The sequence below is a fragment of the Amycolatopsis bullii genome, assembly GCF_014654205.1.
GTDB lineage: Bacteria > Actinomycetota > Actinomycetes > Mycobacteriales > Pseudonocardiaceae > Amycolatopsis > Amycolatopsis plumensis.
Genome location: NZ_BNAW01000071.1, coordinates 1 through 19129, shown reverse-complemented (window position 1 = coordinate 19129; position 19129 = coordinate 1). Strand labels below are relative to the sequence as shown.

Here is a 19129-nt window from a genome sequence, read left to right as displayed (position 1 = left end):
GGCCCGACGGCCGCGGGTGGGGCTCTCGCCACCTAGGCGAAGGCGTTCACGCCGGTGAGCTCGGCGGACACCGCCCAGAGACGCTCGGCGAGGACGGGGTCGATCGCGTAGTCCTTGACGCCCGACCGCACGCCGTCGACCGCGGGCTCGGCGACGTCGCAGTCCTCGAGGTACACGCCTCCGAGGCCGTCGAGCTGCGGCGAAACCGCCGCCCAGACCTGCGTCGCCGCGCCCTGCTCCGGCGTCTTCGCGCCGCCGGTCACCCGGCCGGACTCGTCGACCATGCCCGCGTCGACGAGCTCCTGCCGCTCCAGGTGGCGCACGAGCTCGGTGAGGATCCGGCCCGGGTGCAGGGCGAACGCGCGGACGTCCCGGTCGCGCGCGAGCTTGTCGAAGTGCACGGCGAAGAGGACGTTCGCCGTCTTCGCCTGCCCGTAGGCGAGCCACTTGTCGTAGCCGCGCTCGAAGTTCAGGTCGTCGAAGCGCACCGGGCCGTAGTGGTGGCCGCGCGAGGACACCGAAACCAGGCGGGCGCCGGGGCGGAAGGCCGGCCAGAGACGGTTCGCCAGCGCGTAGTGTCCGAGGTGGTTGGTGGCGAACTGCGCCTCCCAGCCCGGTCCGACGCGGGTCTCGGGCAGCGCCATGATCCCGGCGCTGCCGATGAAGACGTCGATGGCCCGTCCCGACTCGAGGAACCGCGAAGCGAACGTGCGGACGCTGTCGAGGTCGCCGAGGTCGAGGTCGTCGATCTCGACGTTTTCCAAGCCTCGCAAGGCTTCTTCCGCCGTGGCGCGCCGGCGGGCCGGGACGACGACGTGCGCGCCCGCGCCCGCCAGCGCCCGGGTGGTCTCCAGGCCGATGCCCGAGTAGCCGCCGGTGACGACGGCGAGCTTGCCGGTCAGGTCGAGACCGGCGACGACCTCGGCCGCCGTGGTGGTGCCGTCGAAGCCGGAGCCGATCTTGTGCTGTGCGGTGGTCATGCCGCCGACGCTACGACCTGGAGCGGACTCCAGCGCAAGCTCAGCCCTTCAGCAGCTGCCGCGCGATCACCAGCTTCTGGATTTCGCTGGTCCCTTCGTAGATCCGGAACAGCCGGGCGTCCCGGTAGATCCGCTCGACCGTCACCCCGCGGACGTACCCCGTGCCGCCGTGCACCTGGACCGCCCGGTCCGCGACCCGGCCGAGCATCTCGGTGCAGAACAGCTTCGCCGACGACGGCCCGAGTTTGCGGTCCTCGCCCGAGTCGTACTTCGCGGCGGCTTCGTGGACCATCGCGCGGCCCGCCGCGAGTTCGGCGTGGGACTCCGCGAGCAGCGCCTGCACCAGCTGGTACTCGCCGATCACCCGGCCGCCCTGGCGCGCCGTCCGCGCGTACTCGACGGCTTCGGCGAGCGCCCGCTCGGCCAGGCCGACGCAGAGTGCCGCGATGTGCAGGCGGCCGCGCGCCAGCGAGGCCATCGCGATGCCGAAACCCTTGCCCTCGTCGCCGATCAGCGCGTCGGCGGGCAGCTCGACGTCGTCGAAGACCACCTCCGACGTCCACGCGCCGGCCTGGCCCATCTTCGCGTCGTGCGGGCCGACGGTGACACCAGGCGCGCCCGCGGGCACGAGGAACGCGGAAATGCCGCGGCTGCCGGTGCTTTCCGGCTCGGTGCGCGCGAAGGTGACGAACACTTCGGCGAGCGGCGCGTTGGTGATGAACCGCTTGGTGCCGGACAGCCGGTAGCGGTCGCCGTCGCGGACCGCGCGGCTGGTCAGCCCGCCCGGGTCCGAGCCCGCCTCGGCTTCGGTGAGCGCGAAGGACGCGATCGCCTGGCCGGCGGCCAGCCGGGGCAGCCAGCGGGCGCGCTGGTCCGGCGTCCCGTGGTGCACGATCGCCTGGCCGGCGATGCCGTTGTTGGTGCCGAACAGGGACCGGAAGGCGGGCGTCGTCCAGCCGAGTTCGACGGCCAGCCGGACGTCTTCGGCCATGCCGAGGCCGAGCCCGCCGTACTCCTCCGGCAGCGCCCAGCCGAACAGTCCCAGCCCGGCCGCCTTTTCCCGGATTTCGGCGGGGATCTCGTCGCGTTCGTCGATTTCCGCCTCGCGCGGCACGACCTCCTTGCGCACGAACTCCCGCACCGCGCCGAGGACCTGCCCGAAAACGTCCGCGTCCATGGCCGCAAACTACCCGCAACACTGCCCCCACGGGCACACCCGGACGCGGTAGCTTGGGCCGATGCGCAAGCCGATCGCCGTTGTCACGGCCGCCCTCGCCGCGGCCCTGGTGCTGCCCGCCACCGCCTCCGCGACGCCCGGCAGCGGCGTCACCGGCACGATCCTGGCCCAGCAGACCATCGGGCACACCGACTACACGCTGCGGGAGGTCACGATCCAGCCCGGCGGCTACACCGGCTGGCACTTCCACGACGGCACGCTCTACGCGTACGTGAAGTCCGGAACGCTCACGCACAACCTGGCCGACTGCAGCATCGACGGCATCTTCGGCACCGGGCGCGCGTTCACCGAGAAGCCCGACCAGGTGCACATCGGCCGCAACCTGGGCTCGACGCCGCTGGTGCTGGAAGTCCTGTACGTGCTCCCGGCGGGCAGCCCGCTGTCGGAGGACGCCCCGGACCCCGGCTGCGGCTTCTAGCCTCGCCCAGGCCTGACCCCGGGGATCAGCTCGACAGCCACCCGGCGGCGTCGAGCCGGTACGCCGCCGGACCCACGACCGCGCGCAAGTCGTTCTCCAGCGCGGTAATCCGCTCCGCACCCACTACGCGCGCCCAGTCCGCGCGCAGTTCGTCGAAGATCTCCGCCGATTTCCCGAGCGCGTCGACGCCGTGCGCGGTCAGCCGGACGATCTTGCGGCGCGCGTCGGCCGGGTCGTCGGCGCGCTCGGCGTACCCGAGTGCCTCGAGCCGCTCGACGGTCTTGCCCGCCGCCTGCTTGGACACGCCGAGGCGCCGGCCGATCTCCGAGGCCGTCGCGCCCTGGACGCCGACAGCTTGCATCGCGAAGCCGTACGACGGCCGCAGGCCCGGGTGGCCGCGGCGGGCGAGCTCGGCGTGCAGGCGGTCGATGAGCGTGCGGAAGCCGCCGAACAGCAGGAAGGGCAGCTCGTAACCGGGGGTGTCGGTCATGGTCGCTTGTCAAACTCGACAACCTGGTTTACGGTTTCGACAACCACATTGTCGATTCTAGCTCGGGAGTCACCTTGTTCGCCGATCACACCCCGGAGTCTGCACCCCCGGCCGCCCCCCCGCGATGACGGCCACCGCGAAGAAGTTCGGCCGCGTGCCGTCCGCCGTCGCCCGGCTGGCGACCTCGCCGGAACTGCTCAACGGCTTCCTCAAGCTCAGCGCCATCTTCGAAACCACGACCCTGACGGCGCTGGAACGCGAAGTGCTGATCATGACCGTGGCCGCGCGCAACGAATGCCACCTCTGCGTGGCGATGCACACGGCCACGCTGACCCGCCTGCCCGCATCGCCGGAACTGGTGGCGGCGCTGCGGGCCGAGGCCCCGCTGCCGGAGCCGCGGCTGGAGGCGCTGCGCGTCTTCGTCCACGCGGTCATGGACACCAGGGGCGAAGTCCCGGCCGAGGGGCTCGAGACGTTCACCGGCGCCGGCTACACCGAGCGGAACGCCTTGGAGGTGGTGCTGGGCATCGGAACGTACACGCTGTCGACGTTCGCGAACCGGCTCACCCGCGCCCCGCTCGACGACGCCTTCGCCGAGCACGCCTGGCATGCGGCATGACCCGGTTCACCCGGGGACGACGGTGCGGCCGTTCGCGTCCCCTTCGACGAGGGCGCGGTAGGCCTCGGCGACGACCGCCACCGGCGTCCCGCGGCCGCCGTCCTCCCCCATCGCTTCGAGGGTTTCGCTGATCCAACCCGGACTCACGACGTTGATCCGCGGCCCGTGCGGCAGTTCGGCGGCGGCCGACCGGACGAAGGCCTCGAGACCGGCGTTGACGAGCGCACCGAGCCCGCTGCCCGGGATCGGCTCGGTGAAGGTCCCGCCGGTGAGCGTGATCGAGCCCCCGGCGGGAAGGTGCTCCAGCGCGCGCCGGGCGAGCGCGACCTGGCCGAGCAGCTTGGCGCGCAGGTCGTCGAGCACCTGCGTGTCGGTCAGTCCGGCGAGCGGGCGCAGCGGGACGTTGGCGGCGCAGCACACGACGGCATCCGGGGGCGTCCCGAACAGCGCGTCGAGCGAGGCGGGATCCGCGAGATCCGCTTCGACCGGCGACGTGCGCGAGACGGGCACGACGTCGTGCCGCGGTTCGAGGGCGGCGGCGACGGCTCGGCCGACGAGCCCGGTGGCTCCCAGCAGGATGATCCTCATGCCCTCGACGGTAGCGCGCCCGACAACCGGATTTGCCTCGAACCCGTTGCCGCACAACGGGAATCCCGTTTTTGTCGGTGGTCGCCGGTAGAATTCCGGTGTTCGGTCAGAGGCTGATCCGAGGTCCGAGGAGGACGCTTGAGAACACCAGGGAAGTACACCGCGACCATCATCGCGGCGTTGCTGGCAGGGGGGATCCTGGCCGGGGCGCCGGCTGCCGAAGCTGCGGAGGGGTGCCAGTGGGCGCCCACCACGCTGCCGGTACCCGACGGCTACCGGGTCCACGATCTCGGCTCGGGTGACGAAGCCGGGGCGGTCGCCGGCACGCTGTAGCCGGCCTCGATCGGCGGGAGGCTCGCCGGCGTGGTCTGGCGTGCCGACGGCCCGCACCTGCTCGGCACCGCGTTCGGGCTGGACACCGAGCTGACCGACGTGAACGCGTCCGGCGTCGCGGTCGGTTCGTACACCGAGTACGGGGAATTCCCGCTCCACCACGCCGTCCGGTACACCGGCGGCCACTTCGAACGGCTGCCCGACCCGCCGGGGTACACGAACACCAAGGCGCTGGCGATCAACGCTCGGGGCGACATCCTCGGCGCCGTCGGCGAAACCGCGGCATCCGGGGTGAACACCACGGTCGTGTGGCCGGCGGACGCGCCGGGAACCGTCGAGGTGCTCCTCCCCGCACCGGGCTGGCAGGTCCAGGGCGGCATCGACGACAACGGCACGGTCGCGGCGGCGGTCGTCGACTGGTCCGCCGGCGGCCACTTGGTGGGCCAGGTGCTGCCGCAGGGTGGCGCCGCGATCCGCCTGGCGTCGCCGGTTCCCGCCGGTGACGTGGTGCCCCAGGTGATCACGACGCACCGGATCGCCGGGACCGCGGGCGACGCGGGAGTGTTCCTCTGGAACCACGACGCTCGGTCGACCGCGCGCTACCGGGCTTGAAGTCCGCGGCGGCGATGAACTCCGCGGGCGCGGTCGTGGGCCACGCGCCCGACGGGTCGACGCTGTTCCTCCCGCCCGGCGGCGGCCCGGCCCAGACGGTCGCCCTGCCCGGCCACGACACCCGGCCACGGGAAGTGACCGAGACCGGCGACGTGTTCGGCACCGCGACGGTGTACTCGCCGGATCCCGAGAAGGCGGTGGTGCGCTGGCACTGCGGCTGACCGCTCTCCGGCCGCCCCGGCGCGTTCGCCGGGGCGGCCGGCCCCGCCCCGGACGGCAACCGAACCGGAGCTGCGAGCACTGCTGGACGAATTCGCCCGGCACGGAACGCTGCTGAGCGAGGTCGACCAGCCCGCCACCATCGGGGCACTGCCGGTCCCGGCCGCCCGCGCCGCCGGACACCAGGCCGTCTTTCTGTCCGGGCCAGCCATGCGCTGCGTCGCCGACCGCTACCCCGGGGTTCGCGCGAAGACCGGTGTCGGGACGCGTCATCGTCGGCGCGGCCCACTCACTTCCCCACCCGCGGCCCGCGGATCAGCCGCCCGCAGTACCGGAGATCCTCCTCCGCTGCGGCGGCCCCGAGGCTGGCCGACGTAAACCCCCCACCGCGACCGCAAAGATCCGCGCTCCCGCATGGGTGAGCGGCTGGCCGAGGCGATCATGACCGCCCTCGGCGAGCAGACCGTCACCGCCCCGGACCGCAGCCCGCAATCCTGCTCGAAGTCGGTGACGCCCTCAACTTCGCCTCCTCCGCGCATCTGGCCGCCTACTTCGGCATCTCCTCGAGCCCGGCAACCGGAAGCTCAAGCGCGCGTTCTTCCTCGCCGCCTCGCACGACCCGGCCGACCGCACCCACTCCCACCGCGGCTTGACGACCGCCTACGAACAGTCCCGAAAAAATCCCGCAGCCCGTGTCCGGTCCGCCGTACCGGCTCCGACCTCCTGGCAAACAGACCACGGAGAAGGAGCGGACATGGAGAAGCCGGCCGGACGGCGGGAGTGGCTGGGACTGGCGGTGCTCGTGCTGCCCACCCTGCTCGTCGCGATGGACATGACCTCGCTGTTCCTCGCGCTGCCGCAGCTGAGCGCGGACCTCGGCGCGAGCAGCACCGAACAGCTGTGGATCACCGACAGCTACGGCTTCGTCGTCGCCGGGTTCGTCATCACCATGGGCACGCTCGGCGACCGGATCGGGCGACGGCGGCTGCTGCTCGCCGGCGGCGGGGCGTTCGGGCTGCTGTCGATCGTCGCGGCGTTCTCGACCGGGCCGGTGATGCTCATCGTCGTCCGCGCGGCGCTGGGGGTCGCCGGGGCGACGCTGATGCCGTCGACGCTCGCCCTGATCACCAACATGTTCCGCGACGAGAAGCAGCGCGGGAAGGCCATCTCGATCTGGGCCACCTGCCAGTTCGCGGGCGGCGCGGCCGGCCCCGTGTTCGCCGGCTTCCTGCTCCAGCACTTCTCGTGGAGCTCGGTGTTCCTGGTCGCCGTCCCGGCCGTGGCCGTCCTGCTCGTCGCGGGACCGGTGCTGCTGCCCGAGTTCCGCGCGCCGTCGTCCGGGCGGCTGGACCTGCCCGGGGTGGCGCTTTCGCTGGCCGCGGTGCTGCTGATCGTGTTCGGCCTCAAGCAGCTGTCCACCGGGTCGCCGGTCCTCCCGGTCGCGGCGATCGCCGCCGGGACGCTGCTGGGCGCCGTCTTCGCCCGCCGTCAGCTGACCACCGCGTCGCCGCTGCTGGACCTGCGGCTGTTCCGGAACCGCCCGTTCACCGCGGTGCTGGTCGCGCTGGTGTTCGCCGGGGTGGCGATGGCCGGCGTCGGCCTGCTGGTGACGCAGTACCTGCAGAGTGTGCTCGGCCACTCCCCGCTCGTCTCGGCGCTGCTGTTCGCCCCGATGGGCCTCGGCGTGGCGGCGGGCACGACGGCGGCCCCGGCGTTGACCCGGTTCGTCACCCCGGCCACGGCGATCGCGGCCGGCCTGGCGGTGTCCGCGGCGGGCAGCCTCCTGCTGGCCGTCACCGACGGCCTGGTGCCGGTCGTGGTGGGCATCACGGTCCTGACGCTGGGCACGGGTCCGCTGTTCGCGCTGGGCATCGGCCTGGTGGTGGGCTCGGTCCCGCCGGAGCGCGCGGGTTCGGCGGCCTCGATGGCCGACACCGGCAACTACCTGGGCGGCTCACTGGGCATGGCCCTGATCGGCCTGACCGCGGCGGCGGTGTACCACGGCGTGTTCCCGGCGGGCACGACCCTCGCCGTCGACGTCACCCGGCCGGAGCTGGCCGGGCAGGCGAAGGACGCGTTCACGACGGCATTGAACGTGACGGGTGTGATCGCGGCGGTGCTGTTCGCGGGGCTGGCCCTCCTGGTGACGACGATGCGCCGCGCCACGGCCGTCGTCCCCGAGCCGGTCATGGCGGAGTGAGCGCTTGGAAGTGCCAGATGACCAGAGCGGGCGCACCCGTGTTGACGGCCCGGGCCGCTTCGGGCACCAGGCCGGCCAGGCTCCACGGCCACAGCTCCCACGGTCCGGGCCCGCCTGCCGGTTCCCCCGCGGCAGGCGGGTCGCCGGACGGCAGGAGCGGTTCCTCGCAGCGACGCACCTGCAGTCCCACCGCCAAGGCGGCACGCAGGTAGTCGCCGATCGGGTGGCGGTAGCTCCTCAGCCGGCCGGGCCGGCCGTCGGCGCCGCGCACGGGCGGGATCGCGCCCTGTGCCACCCGGTCGGGATGCATGTCGGCGAGCACCAGGTGTCCGCCGGGCCGCAGCACCCGGGCGAACTCCGCCAGCACCGGCTCGAGCGCCGGGACGTGCGTCAGCGCCAAGCCGCACAGGACGAGGTCGGCCCCGTCGTCCGCCACCGGCAGCCGGTGCAGGTCGCCGAGCAGGAACTCGGCCTCCGGCACCCGGGTCCGCGCCCGGGCGAGCATGTCGGGCGAGCCGTCCACGCCGATGACCCGGTGGCCGCGGCGGGCCAGGAATTCGGCGTAGCGGCCGGTCCCGCACGCGGCATCGAGCGCCACGCCCACGGGCAGCGCGTCCACGATCTCCCGGACCACGGGCTCGTCGAGGTCGAACGCCGAGTTGGGCCGGTCGTACGTCGCCGACCACCACCGGTAGCCGGTGACGGTGTCGACCCGGTCCACGTCCACGGCGGCGTCCGCCAGCGCCTCGTCGGCGAGCACCCGGCGGACCTCGGCGATCCGGGCTTCGACGAAGTCGCGGCCGAACTCTCCGGTGAACGCCCGCAGCAACGCCATGCCCTCGAGGCCCAGCAGGTAGGCACGCGGATCTTCGTGGATCACCCGGCAGACGCTAGTGACACGGCCTCCGGGCAGGCCAACGAATTACGCCGCCGCGCGCGCCGCGGCGAGGAGTTCGGTGAGCAGGCGGGCACGGGCGGCGGTCTCGTGCTCGTCACGGGCGGGGTGCCAGGGACACGCGATGTCGACGGCGACGACCCGGCCCGTGGCCAGCACCCGCCGCACGGCGTCGAGGACAGCCCGCTGCGTGGGTCCGTTCGGGGCGGGAAAGCGCGTCCCCGGCAGTTCGGCGGTGTCGACCACGTCCACGTCGATGTGCAGGACGAGCGGTCCGCCGGGCAGCATCGCCGCCTGGAGGTCCTCGACCCCGAGGCGGCGGACGTCGCTGCCGGCGAGGAAGTCGGCCTCGGCCGGATCGAGGTCGCGCGCATCGACCAGCACCGCCTGGCGTTCGGCCAGGGGACGAAGCCCCAGCGGCACCGCGAACAGCTCCTCGTGCGCGCCGAGGACGAGCCGCAGCGCGAGGCCACCGAGGTAGCCCGAGGTCGAGCTGCGCAGGGTGTGCACGTCGCCGTGCGCGTCGAACCAGACCACCGACGGGTCGAGGCCCGCCCGCTGCGCACCGGTGATCGTGGCGCCGGCGACCAGGCAGTCCCCGGACACCACCACCGGGCCGTCGGCCTCCGGCGTCCCCAGCCGGGCAGACACGAGGTCCGCGACCACGTCGAACAACGCCACGAGCCGGGTCCAGACGTCTCCTTCGGGCAAGGACGCATCGACGGTCTCGACGGCGGCGGCTCCGGGCAGCGGAATGCTGCTGCCGGGCAGCCGTTCATCCTGGTGATAGGGCACGACGATGGTCATGGAACCTCGTTTTCGCTGGTGGGCGCAGCAGGGTTCGAACCTGCGACCGCTCGGGTGTAAGCCGAGTGCTCTTCCGCTGAGCTATGCGCCCGGTCGGCGGCGGCCCGGACCGGGCCGCCGCCGGAAAACTCATGCCGTCAGTTCGGCCACGGCCTTCTTCCAGCCCTGCTGGTCGCGGGCCTCGCCCGGGGCGTTGACCTCGGCGAACCGGACCACGCCGTCCTTGTCGATCAGGAACGTGCCGCGGACCGCCAGGCCCGCGTCCTCGTGGAAGACGCCATAAGAACGAGCCACTTCGCCGTGCGGCCAGAAGTCGGACAGCAGCGGGAACTGGTAGCCCTCCTTCTCGGCCCACGCCTTGAGCGAGAACGGCGTGTCGACCGAGACGCCCAGGACCTGGACGCCCTTGTTGTCGTAGTCGGCGAACTCGTCACGGAGCTGGCACAGCTCGCCGGTGCAGATGCCGCTGAACGCGAAGGGGTAGAAGACCAGCAGCACCGGCTTGTCACCCCGGAACGACGACAGCTGGACCGGCTGCTTGTTGTAGTCGTTGAGCGTGAAGTCAGGGGCCTGCGAACCGACCTCGACGGTCATACCAGCGTTTCCTCTCCTGAACGGACACGTGCCTGCGAGGACAACCCTATCGTGTCCGTCCGGCGAGACCGGCTCAGCGCTGCTTCGACTTCGACTTGGGGGACACCAGGCGGGTGCCGATCCAGTTCGGGCCGACACTGATGTTGGCGGTCTGGGCCAGTCCGACGGCGGGCACCGCTTCGGCGATTTCGCTCGGCTCGACGTGCCCGGGCTGCCCCGTCTTGGGGGTGAGCACCCAGATCACGCCGGTCTCCTCCAGGGGGCCCCTGGCGTCGATGAGCGCGTCGCCCAGGTCGCCGTCGTCCTCGCGCCACCAGAGCAGCACCACGTCGATGACCTCGTCGGCGTCCTCGTCGAGGATGTCCCCGCCGATCTGCTCCTCGATCGCCGCGCGGACGTCGTCGTCGACGTCCTCGTCCCAGCCGATCTCCTGGACCACCATCTCGGGCTTGATGCCGAGCCTCTCGGCGACGCTGCTCTGATCAGCGTCTCCCGCGGCGACCACTGCTTTCACTCCTCCAACTACGACGGAGCGTGGCTTCGGACACCCCGGAGGGTACGTCTGGGCCACACTCGGCTACCCGGTTGCCGATAGCGAACACTGGTGAGGCTCCGCGCGCAACCGTCCACACCGGATCTGTGACAACTCGTGTCGCAGGATACGGCCCGCCACCGGGCCGCCGCGACGGCGTTTCGGGTACCTGGCGCCCCCGGTCTGCCACCCCTCCGAGGGTCGTCCCCTAGGGTGGGGAGGAAGTAAACGCGCGCGCGATACACCGCGCGCAGGGAGTGGCTCGACCGGGCCGGTCTATGTTACCGCCAAGTAGCGGTGCGGAAGCCGGGACGGAAGACGACGATGGAGAGTCGTACACCCCCGCGTACGAGCACCACCGGCTACAACTTTTCGCAAGGAGACCCCTTGGCCCCGCAGAACGACGGCGCCTCCGGCAAGGAGACCCCGGCACGCGTACGCGTCATCCGTGACGGACTGGCGGCGCACCTGCCCGACATCGACCCGGAGGAGACCGCCGAGTGGCTGGACTCCTTCGACGAGGCTCTCGCGAGGGGCGGTCAGCAGCGGGCCCGGTACCTGATGCTGCGCATCCTCGAGCGCGCCCGGGAGCGGAACGTCGGCGTCCCCGCCCTGACCTCGACGGACTACGTCAACACGATCCCCACCGAAAACGAGCCGTGGTTCCCCGGCGACGAGGACATCGAGCGCCGCTACCGCGCCTGGATCCGCTGGAACGCGGCGATCATGGTGCACCGCGCGCAGCGCCCGGGTGTCGGCGTCGGCGGCCACATCTCGACCTACGCCTCCTCGGCCGCGCTCTACGAGGTGGGCTTCAACCACTTCTTCCGCGGCAAGGACCACTCCGGCGGCGGCGACCAGATCTACATCCAGGGTCACGCCTCCCCCGGCATCTACGCCCGCGCGTTCCTCGAGGGACGCCTCTCCGAGTCGCAGCTCGACGGCTTCCGCCAGGAGTACAGCCACGCCGGCGAGGGCGGCGGCCTGCCGTCGTACCCGCACCCGCGGCTGATGCCGGAGTTCTGGGAGAACCCGACGGTGTCCATGGGCCTCGGCCCGATGAACGCCATCTACCAGGCCCGGTTCAACCGCTACCTGCGTGACCGCGGCATCAAGAACACCGACGACCAGCACGTCTGGGCGTTCCTCGGCGACGGTGAGATGGATGAGGCCGAGTCCCGCGGCCTCATCCACGTGGCCGCCGGCGAGGGCCTCGACAACCTGACCTTCGTGATCAACTGCAACCTGCAGCGGCTCGACGGCCCGGTGCGCGGCAACGGCAAGATCATCCAGGAGCTGGAGTCGTACTTCCGCGGCGCCGGCTGGAACGTCATCAAGGTGATCTGGGGCCGCGAGTGGGACTCGCTGCTGCACGCCGACCGCGACGGCGCGCTGGTCAACCTGATGAACGTCACCCCGGACGGTGACTACCAGACGTACAAGGCCAACGACGGCGCCTTCGTCCGCGAGCACTTCTTCGGCCGCGACCCGCGGACGAAGGACCTGGTCAAGGACCTCTCCGACGCCGACATCTGGAACCTCAAGCGCGGCGGCCACGACTACCGCAAGGTGTACGCGGCGTACAAGGCGGCGCTGGAGCACCACGGCCAGCCGACGGTGATCCTGGCCCACACGATCAAGGGCTACGGCCTGGGCCCGGCGTTCGAGGGCCGCAACGCCACGCACCAGATGAAGAAGCTCACCCTCGACGACCTGAAGCTGTTCCGCGACTCGCAGCGGATCCCGATCAGCGACGAGGAGCTGGAGCGCGACCCGAAGCTGCCGCCGTACTACCACCCGGGCGCGAACTCGCCCGAGATCGAGTACATGATCGGCCGCCGCAAGGCGCTCGGCGGCTTCCTGCCGGAACGCCGTCCCAAGGCCGCCAAGGCCCTGGTGCTGCCCGGCGACAAGGTCTACGAGGGCATCCGGAAGGGCTCCGGCAAGCAGGAGGTCGCCACCACGATGGCGTTCGTCCGGCTGGTCCGGGAGCTGGCGAAGGACTCCGAGATCGGCAAGCGCGTCGTCCCGATCATCCCGGACGAGGCCCGCACCTTCGGCCTCGACTCGATGTTCCCGACGGCGAAGATCTACAACCCGCACGGCCAGACGTACACCTCGGTCGACGCGAGCCTGATGCTGGCCTACAAGGAGTCCGAGAAGGGCCAGCTGCTGCACGAGGGCATCAACGAGGCGGGCTCGACCGCGTCGTTCACCGCCGTCGGCACGTCGTACGCCACGCACGGCGAGCCGATGATCCCGATCTACATCTTCTACTCGATGTTCGGGTTCCAGCGCACCGGTGACGGCCTGTACGCCGCCGCCGACCAGATGGCCCGCGGGTTCGTCCTCGGCGCCACCGCCGGCCGGACCACCCTGACGGGTGAGGGCCTGCAGCACGCGGACGGGCACTCGCTGCTGCTGGCGGCGACCAACCCGGCCGCGGTGGCCTACGACCCGGCGTGGTCGTTCGAGATCGCGCACATCGTCAAGGACGGCCTGCGCCGGATGTACGGCGAGACCGGCCCGGACGGCAACGGCGAGAACGTCTTCTACTACATGACGATCTACAACGAGCCGTACCAGCAGCCCGCCGAGCCGGAGAACCTCGACGTCGACGGCCTGCTGAAGGGCCTGTACAAGTACGCCGACGCCCCCGAGGGCGACGGTCCCGAGGTGCAGATCCTGGTCTCGGGCGTCACGATGCCGGACGCGCTCAAGGCGCAGAAGAAGCTGGCCGAGGAGTGGGGCGTGCGGGCCTCGGTGTGGTCGGCGACGTCGTGGACCGAGCTGCGGCGCGAAGCCGTCGAAATCGACCACGACAACCTGCTCTACCCGGGCAGCGAGCCGCGCGTGCCGTACGTCACCGAGGCGCTCAAGGGTGCGAACGGGCCGGTCGTGGCGGTGTCGGACTGGATGCGCGCGGTGCCGGACCTGATCCGCCCGTACGTCCCGACCGACATGCTGACGCTCGGCACCGACGGGTTCGGGTTCTCCGACACCCGGCCGGCGGCGCGGCGGAAGTTCCTGGTCGACGCCGAGTCGATCACCGTCGGGGCGCTGTCGATCCTCGCCAAGCGCGGCGAGGTCGACCAGGCGAAGGTCCTCGAAGCGGCCACGAAGTACCGGCTCGACGACATCGCGGCCGCCGGGCCGCAGACGTCGGATTCCGGGAACGCGTGATCGGGTGCTAGGTTCGGGCCCGGCAGACATCCGATGTCTGCCGGGCCCTTGCGCGTAGGGAGTTGATGAAGGTGACGAAGCGCCGGTTGCCGAAGCCGAGCGAGCTGCAGCAGATCCTGCGGCCGAAGCCGATCGTGCTGAACCCGACCGATCGCCGGCTGGCGAACGCGCACACCATCGCCGACCTGCGGATGATCGCGCGCAAGCGCACCCCGCGGGCGGCGTTCGACTACACCGACGGCGCGGCCGAGCTCGAGGACAGCCTGCTGCGGGCCCGGCAGGCGTACCGCCGCATCGAGTTCCACCCGAACGTGCTGCGCGGGGTGTCCGATGTGGACACCACCCGCGAGATCCTCGGCAAGACGTCGGCGCTGCCGTTCGCCTTCGCGCCCACCGGTTTCACCCGCATGATGCAGCACGAAGGCGAGCGCGCGGTGGCCCGTGTCGCCGAGCGCACCGGCATCCCGGTCGGGCTCTCGACGATGGCGACGACTTCGATCGAGGATCTCGCCGAGGCCGCGCCGGGCGCGCGCAAGTGGTTCCAGCTCTACGTCTGGCGCGACCACGGCGCCGGCGAAGATCTGATGAATCGCGCGTGGGCGGCGGGCTACGACACGCTGATGCTGACCGTGGACACCCCGGTCGGCGGCTCGCGGCTGCGCGACGTCCGCAACGGCCTGACCATCCCGCCGGCCCTCACGCTCAAGACGTTCCTCGACGGCGCGCTGCACCCGGCGTGGTGGTTCAACCTGCTCACCACCGAACCGCTGAACTTCGCCTCGCTCAGCCACTTCGACGGGACGGTCGCGGAGCTGCTGAACAAGCTCTTCGACCCGACGCTGAACTTCGACGACCTCGACTGGGTCCGCCAGACCTGGCCGGGGAAGCTCGTGGTCAAGGGCATCCAGAACGTCGACGACGCCCGCGACGTCGTCAAGCACGGCGCGGACGCGGTCCTGATCTCCAACCACGGCGGCCGCCAGCTCGACCGCGCGCCGACGCCGCTGGAGCTGCTCCCGGCGGTCCTCGACGAGGTCCAGGACGGCGCGGAGGTCTGGATCGACACGGGCATCCTCTCCGGCGGCGACATCGTGGCGGCCATCGCCCGCGGCGCGAACGCGGTGCTGATCGGCCGCGCCTTCCTGTACGGCCTCATGGCCGGCGGCGAGCGCGGCGTCCAGCGCTGCGTCGACATCCTGCGGACGGAGATGGTCCGCACGATGCAGCTGCTCGGCGTCCGCACCCTCGCCGACCTGAAGCCCTCCCACGCCACCCTGCGCTAGTCAGACCTGCGCGAGGCCGCCGTCGACGAAGAACTCGACGCCGTTGACGAAGCTCGACTCCTCCGACGCCAGGAACAGCGCCGCGGCCGCGATCTCCGCCGGTTCACCGACCCGGCCGAGCGGGACCTGCGCCGCGGCGTTGTCGAGCAGACCCTGCTGCTCGTCCTCGGCGACGAGGCCGAGCAGGCCGGGGGTGCGCGTGGGCCCCGGGGCCAGGACGTTGACCCGCGTCCCGGTCCCCTTCAGGTCGACCGCCCAGCCGCGGGCGAGGGTGCGCACCGCCGCCTTCGTCGCCCCGTAGACGCTGAACGCCGGGTCGACCCGGGTCGACGCCGTCGAGCCGGTGAGGATGATCGACGCGTTCGCGTTCAGCAGCGGCAGCGCCTTCTGGACGGCGAAGACGACCCCCTTGACGTTCGTGGCGAACGTGCTGTCGAACTGCTCCTCGGTGATCTGTCCGAGCGGGGCGAAGCTGCCCCCGCCGGAGTTGGCCACCAGGACGTCCAGGCCGCGGCCGCGCTCGGCCACCGCGCGGTAGAGCTCGTCGAGGTCGGCGAGGTTCGCCGAGTCCGCCCGGACCGCCGTCACGCTGCCGCCGATTTCGGCGACCGCGTCGTCGAGGGCCTCCTTGCGCCGGCCCGTGATGAACACGTGCGCGCCTTCGGCCGCGAAGCGCTTCGCGATGGCGAGCCCGATGCCGGTGCTGCCCCCGGTCACGACCGCGGTCTTGTCCTGCAGGTTCACGATGTCCTCCAAGTTCTTGACTATCTCGTCCAGAACGTACGCCGTTCTGGACGAAGTAGTCAAGAATGGTTAGCCTGATCTCATGGCGAGACCCCGGAGCTTCGACGAGACAGCGGTCCTGCGCGCGGCCAGGGACCAGTTCTGGGAACACGGGTACGCGGGCACGAAGGTCGACGACCTCGCCGCCGCGACCGGCCTCGGCAAGGGCAGCCTGTACGGCGCCTTCGGCGACAAGCACGCGCTTTACCTGCGCGTCTACGACTACTACTGCACCGAAGCGACCGACGGCGTGCGGCACCAGCTCGAAGGCCCCGACGACACCGCGTACCAGCGGCTGCAGGACCACGTGCGCGCGATTGCCGAATCGGTCATCGCCGACCGGGAACGCCGTGGCTGCCTGATGGCGAAGGGCGCCGCCGAATGCGCGGAGCACGACGAGGCCGTCGCCACGCGGACCGAGCGGGCGTTCCGCGACCTGCAGGGCTACCTGACGGCGTGCATCGCGGGCGCCCAGCGCGCGGGCGACCTCGCCACCGGCCACGACCCCGCCCACCTCGCCGGGCTGGTGCTGGCGGTCCTGCGCGGCCTCGAGGCCCTGGGCAAGGGCGGCGTCGAGCCGGACGGCATCCGGGCGATCGCCGAGACCGCGCTCGCCGTGCTGCCGAAGCCGTGAAGCAAGCCGTTGAACACTGACTCGCTGAGCCAACCGGTCTCAAGTTCTTGACGGACCGCCTGGTTTGTGACGAAGATCTCGGGCACCCGCCGAAAGGCCGTTTTCGCATCGTGGAAAACGGAGGTCGCCCGTGTTCGTGCAGGATCTGACTCCCCTCGGCTCACTCGGCCTGTCCGCGCTGGTCGCCGTGCTGCCCCTCGCCACCGTCCTCGTCCTGCTCGGGGCCGTCCGGATGCGGGCGCACCACGCCGCGCTCATCGGGCTGCTCGTCGCACTCGTCGTCGGCGTCGCCGCATACGGGATGCCGGTGGTGCAGGCCGTCTCCGGGGCGCTCCAGGGCGCCGCGTTCGGGCTGTGGCCGATCATGTGGATCGTCGTCAACGCGCTGTGGATCTACCGGCTCACCGTGCGGACCGGGCACTTCGACGTGCTGCGCCGCTCGTTCGGCCGGATCTCCGACGACCCGCGCATCCAGGCGCTGATCATCGCCTTCTGCTTCGGCGCGCTGATGGAGGCGCTGGCCGGGTTCGGGGCGCCGGTCGCGATCAGCGCCGTGATGCTCGTGGCCGTGGGGTTCCACCCGGTCAAGGCGGCCGTGGTCGCGCTGGTCGCGAACACCGCGCCGGTCGCGTTCGGCGCCATGGGCACCCCGGTCGTCACCCTCGCCCAGGTCACCGGCCTGCCGCTGCAGGAGGTTTCCTCGATCGTCGGCCGTCAGACGCCGCTGCTGGCCCTGGTCGTCCCGCTGCTGCTGGTGATCATCGTCGACGGCAAGCGCGGCCTCAAGGACACCTGGCTGCCCGCGCTCGTCTGCGGGGTCGCGTTCGGGCTCGTCCAGTTCCTGGCGTCGAACTTCGTGTCACCGCAGCTGGCCGACATCGGCGCCGCGCTGGCCGGCGCGGCCGCGCTGGTGGCCTTGCCGCAGACCCGGCGGCCGGTGCCCGAGGCCGTCCGGATCGGCACCGGGGGCACGGCGTCGGCCGAAACACCGCCGGAAGACGCGCGCGGCGACGTCGTCAAGGCGTACCTGCCGTACCTGCTCATCATCGTGATCTTCTCGATCGCCGTGCTGCCGCCGGTCAAGCGGCTGCTGGACAAGGCGACCTGGAAGTTCCACTGGCCCGGCCTGAACGTCGCCGCGCCGAACGGGAAACCGGTGTCCGGCAACACGTTCTCGCTGCCGCTGCTCAACACCGGCGGGACACTGGTGCTGCTGGCCGGCGTGATCACGGCGGCGCTGCTCGCGGTGAAGGCGGGTGGCGCGGCGAGCGAGTGGCTGGCGACGGTCAAGGAGCTGCGGTTCGCGATCCTCACCGTCACCGGCGTGCTCGCGCTGGCCTACGTGATGAACCTGTCCGGCCAGACGACCACGATCGGCACGTTCATCGCCGCCGCGGGCGCCGGTCTGGCGTTCCTCTCGCCGGTGCTGGGCTGGTTCGGCGTCGCCGTCTCCGGGTCCGACACCTCGGCGAACGCGCTGTTCGGCGCCCTGCAGGTGACGGCGGCGCACCAGACCGGCCTGCCGGCGGACCTGCTGGCCGCGGCGAACAGCTCCGGCGGCGTCCTCGGCAAGATGGTGTCGCCGCAGAACCTCACCATCGCCTGTGTGGCGGCGAACCTGCCCGGCGAGGAGGGCAAGCTGCTGCGGAAGGTGCTGCCGTGGAGCGTCGGGCTGCTGCTCGTGATGTGCCTGATCGTGTGGGGTCAGAGCACGGCGGCGCTCAGCTGGATGCTGCCATGACCCGCGCCTCGACGCGCTTTGCGGAGCGGTTCCAGCTCCACCAGCCGTGCACGACGAGCCCGGCGAACACGATGTAGATCGCGGCGGAGAAGTACAGGCCGGAGGAGATCTGCAGCGGGACGCCGATCGCGTCGACGGCCAGCCAGACCAGCCAGAACTCGACCAGCCCGAGCCCCTGTGCCCCGAAGGCGACGAGGGTGCCGACGAAGATGGCGGCGTCCGGCCAGGGCGCCCAGGACGCGTGGAGGGCGTCGAGGACCAGCGCCATCACGGTGGTGCCGACGACGAAGGCGCCGAGCATCGCCAGCCGTTCGGCGAGCCGGCCCTTGCGGACGACGACGCCGAAGACCGGGTCCTGGCGGCGGGTCCAGGCCCACCAGCCGTAGACGGAGATGGCGAGGATGGCGACCTGCCGGGCGGCGAGCCCGCCGAGGTGCGCGGAGACGTAGACGGCGAACAGCAGCACGGTGGCCCCGACCTGCACCGGCCACGTCCACAGGGTGCGACGCTGCGCGAGGAACACGACGGCGAGCGCGAACACCTGCCCGGCGAGCTCCGCGATCGAAATCCACTGGCCGAGCACGGTGATCCCGTGGTGCAGCAGGAAGTCCACGTCACGCCCCTTTCGTCCTACCGCTCCCAACATGCTCGCTGACGGACGCATTCCCTAGGGAGTGTGAGGGGCGGAACATCCCGAACGGTGGAACGGCGGGGGTGTGGCCACAGCGGGCAGGTCATCGGCTCCGGCTCCGGCAGCTTGCCGGCCCCCGGCGCGCGCCGCGGCGCTGCGGACGCGAGCCGGGCTACGGGCTCCGAGCCCCCGGCCCCGCTCCGGCGAGGAGCGCGGCAACCAGCCGGGCCAACGACGCGGGGCGGCGGCGCTCCGGCTGCAAACCCCCGACCCCTGACCCCCAACTCCCTCCGGCGAGGAGCGCGGCAACCAGCCGGGCCAACGCCCCAGGGCGGCGGCGCTCCGGCTGC

20 protein-coding genes and 1 tRNA gene are annotated in these 19129 nt (G+C 71.7%); 10 read left to right on the top strand and 11 right to left on the bottom strand.

Annotated features, from left to right (window positions below; translation table 11 throughout):
- Positions 1–32 precede the first annotated feature (32 nt).
- Both IE317_RS41530 and IE317_RS41525 read right to left on the bottom strand, forming a co-directional pair.
- Positions 33–980 (bottom strand): SDR family NAD(P)-dependent oxidoreductase, encoded by a 948-nt coding sequence (locus tag IE317_RS41530; RefSeq protein WP_191316844.1) that lies wholly within the window; start codon positions 978–980, stop codon positions 33–35.
- Between the two features lie 40 nt (positions 981–1020).
- Positions 1021–2157: an acyl-CoA dehydrogenase family protein gene (locus IE317_RS41525; RefSeq protein ID WP_191316843.1), complete on the bottom strand. Its 1137-nt coding sequence runs from the start codon at positions 2155–2157 to the stop codon at positions 1021–1023.
- 61 nt (positions 2158–2218) lie between these two features.
- On the opposite strand from IE317_RS41525, the gene IE317_RS41520 reads away from it, so the two are divergent.
- Positions 2219–2635, top strand: coding sequence for a cupin domain-containing protein (locus tag IE317_RS41520; protein ID WP_191316842.1), 417 nt, complete (start codon positions 2219–2221; stop codon positions 2633–2635).
- Between the two features lie 25 nt (positions 2636–2660).
- Here IE317_RS41520 and IE317_RS41515 read toward each other — a convergent pair whose 3' ends face one another.
- Positions 2661–3125 carry a MarR family winged helix-turn-helix transcriptional regulator gene (locus IE317_RS41515; RefSeq protein WP_191316841.1) on the bottom strand — a complete coding sequence of 155 codons (465 nt, stop codon included), beginning with the start codon at positions 3123–3125 and terminating at the stop codon, positions 2661–2663.
- A gap of 124 nt (positions 3126–3249) precedes the next feature.
- Between IE317_RS41515 and IE317_RS41510 the strand changes: the two genes are divergently transcribed.
- Complete coding sequence (locus IE317_RS41510; RefSeq protein ID WP_191316840.1) at positions 3250–3744, top strand: carboxymuconolactone decarboxylase family protein; 495 nt, start codon at positions 3250–3252, stop codon at positions 3742–3744.
- A gap of 6 nt (positions 3745–3750) precedes the next feature.
- Here the strand turns inward: IE317_RS41510 and IE317_RS41505 are convergent, their stop codons facing one another.
- A complete protein-coding gene (locus tag IE317_RS41505; protein WP_191316839.1) occupies positions 3751–4332 on the bottom strand; it encodes a short chain dehydrogenase in 582 nt (193 codons plus the stop codon).
- Positions 4333–4470: 138 nt separating this feature from the next.
- Here IE317_RS41505 and IE317_RS41500 point away from each other — a divergent pair, with 138 nt between their 5' ends.
- The 4 genes from IE317_RS41500 (at position 4471) to IE317_RS41485 (ending at position 7696) form a co-directional block, all read left to right on the top strand.
- Positions 4471–4665: a hypothetical protein gene (locus tag IE317_RS41500; RefSeq protein ID WP_191316838.1), complete on the top strand. Its 195-nt coding sequence runs from the start codon at positions 4471–4473 to the stop codon at positions 4663–4665.
- A 30-nt stretch (positions 4666–4695) separates the two neighbouring features.
- Positions 4696–5277 carry a hypothetical protein gene (locus IE317_RS41495; protein ID WP_191316837.1) on the top strand — a complete coding sequence of 194 codons (582 nt, stop codon included), beginning with the start codon at positions 4696–4698 and terminating at the stop codon, positions 5275–5277.
- Entirely contained in the window at positions 5274–5498 is a 225-nt protein-coding gene (locus IE317_RS41490; protein WP_191316836.1) for a hypothetical protein, read from the top strand. The genes IE317_RS41495 and IE317_RS41490 overlap by 4 nt, the downstream gene beginning before the upstream one ends.
- Before the next feature lie 752 nt (positions 5499–6250).
- Positions 6251–7696: an MFS transporter gene (locus IE317_RS41485; RefSeq protein ID WP_191316835.1), complete on the top strand. Its 1446-nt coding sequence runs from the start codon at positions 6251–6253 to the stop codon at positions 7694–7696.
- On the opposite strand, the gene IE317_RS41480 is transcribed toward IE317_RS41485, so the two are convergent.
- The 5 genes from IE317_RS41480 to IE317_RS41460 all read right to left on the bottom strand — a co-directional run bounded on the left by IE317_RS41480 (position 7683) and on the right by IE317_RS41460 (position 10497).
- Entirely contained in the window at positions 7683–8576 is an 894-nt protein-coding gene (locus tag IE317_RS41480) for a class I SAM-dependent methyltransferase (protein ID WP_191316834.1), read from the bottom strand. The two genes, IE317_RS41485 and IE317_RS41480, sit on opposite strands and share 14 nt — an antisense overlap.
- Positions 8577–8618: 42 nt before the next feature.
- The gene (locus IE317_RS41475; protein ID WP_191316833.1) at positions 8619–9398 is read right to left on the bottom strand and encodes an arginase family protein; all 780 of its coding nucleotides are present in this window, start codon (positions 9396–9398) and stop codon (positions 8619–8621) included.
- Between the two features lie 16 nt (positions 9399–9414).
- Positions 9415–9489: transfer RNA gene (locus IE317_RS41470), tRNA-Val, on the bottom strand.
- Positions 9490–9527: 38 nt separating this feature from the next.
- Positions 9528–9992: a peroxiredoxin gene (locus IE317_RS41465; RefSeq protein WP_191316832.1), complete on the bottom strand. Its 465-nt coding sequence runs from the start codon at positions 9990–9992 to the stop codon at positions 9528–9530.
- Between the two features lie 73 nt (positions 9993–10065).
- Entirely contained in the window at positions 10066–10497 is a 432-nt protein-coding gene (locus tag IE317_RS41460) for a DUF3052 domain-containing protein (protein ID WP_003084504.1), read from the bottom strand.
- 414 nt (positions 10498–10911) lie between these two features.
- Here IE317_RS41460 and aceE point away from each other — a divergent pair, with 414 nt between their 5' ends.
- Both aceE and IE317_RS41450 read left to right on the top strand, forming a co-directional pair.
- Positions 10912–13707 carry a pyruvate dehydrogenase (acetyl-transferring), homodimeric type gene (aceE, locus tag IE317_RS41455; RefSeq protein WP_191316831.1) on the top strand — a complete coding sequence of 932 codons (2796 nt, stop codon included), beginning with the start codon at positions 10912–10914 and terminating at the stop codon, positions 13705–13707.
- Between the two features lie 71 nt (positions 13708–13778).
- Positions 13779–14990, top strand: coding sequence for an alpha-hydroxy acid oxidase (locus tag IE317_RS41450; RefSeq protein ID WP_191316856.1), 1212 nt, complete (start codon positions 13779–13781; stop codon positions 14988–14990).
- Here the strand turns inward: IE317_RS41450 and IE317_RS41445 are convergent, their stop codons facing one another.
- Positions 14991–15746, bottom strand: a complete 756-nt coding sequence (locus tag IE317_RS41445) for an SDR family NAD(P)-dependent oxidoreductase (protein ID WP_191316830.1) — start codon at positions 15744–15746, stop codon at positions 14991–14993.
- Between the two features lie 70 nt (positions 15747–15816).
- Here IE317_RS41445 and IE317_RS41440 point away from each other — a divergent pair, with 70 nt between their 5' ends.
- Positions 15817–16407 carry a TetR/AcrR family transcriptional regulator gene (locus IE317_RS41440; RefSeq protein WP_191316829.1) on the top strand — a complete coding sequence of 197 codons (591 nt, stop codon included), beginning with the start codon at positions 15817–15819 and terminating at the stop codon, positions 16405–16407.
- Positions 16408–16537: 130 nt separating this feature from the next.
- Positions 16538–18148 carry an L-lactate permease gene (locus tag IE317_RS41435; protein WP_191316828.1) on the top strand — a complete coding sequence of 537 codons (1611 nt, stop codon included), beginning with the start codon at positions 16538–16540 and terminating at the stop codon, positions 18146–18148.
- Here IE317_RS41435 and IE317_RS41430 read toward each other — a convergent pair.
- Positions 18129–18761 (bottom strand): nicotinamide mononucleotide transporter family protein, encoded by a 633-nt coding sequence (locus tag IE317_RS41430; RefSeq protein ID WP_191316827.1) that lies wholly within the window; start codon positions 18759–18761, stop codon positions 18129–18131. The genes IE317_RS41435 and IE317_RS41430 overlap by 20 nt on opposite strands.
- Positions 18762–19129 lie beyond the last annotated feature (368 nt).

Coding starts and splice junctions, on each gene's coding strand:
- IE317_RS41510 (WP_191316840.1), top strand. CDS start 3,250: ATGACGGCCACCGCGAAGAAGTTCGGCCGCGTGCCGTCCGCCGTCGCC.
- IE317_RS41525 (WP_191316843.1), bottom strand. CDS start 2,157: ATGGACGCGGACGTTTTCGGGCAGGTCCTCGGCGCGGTGCGGGAGTTC.
- IE317_RS41465 (WP_191316832.1), bottom strand. CDS start 9,992: ATGACCGTCGAGGTCGGTTCGCAGGCCCCTGACTTCACGCTCAACGAC.
- IE317_RS41485 (WP_191316835.1), top strand. CDS start 6,251: ATGGAGAAGCCGGCCGGACGGCGGGAGTGGCTGGGACTGGCGGTGCTC.
- IE317_RS41440 (WP_191316829.1), top strand. CDS start 15,817: ATGGCGAGACCCCGGAGCTTCGACGAGACAGCGGTCCTGCGCGCGGCC.
- IE317_RS41515 (WP_191316841.1), bottom strand. CDS start 3,125: ATGACCGACACCCCCGGTTACGAGCTGCCCTTCCTGCTGTTCGGCGGC.
- IE317_RS41475 (WP_191316833.1), bottom strand. CDS start 9,398: ATGACCATCGTCGTGCCCTATCACCAGGATGAACGGCTGCCCGGCAGC.
- IE317_RS41530 (WP_191316844.1), bottom strand. CDS start 980: ATGACCACCGCACAGCACAAGATCGGCTCCGGCTTCGACGGCACCACC.
- IE317_RS41520 (WP_191316842.1), top strand. CDS start 2,219: ATGCGCAAGCCGATCGCCGTTGTCACGGCCGCCCTCGCCGCGGCCCTG.
- IE317_RS41505 (WP_191316839.1), bottom strand. CDS start 4,332: ATGAGGATCATCCTGCTGGGAGCCACCGGGCTCGTCGGCCGAGCCGTC.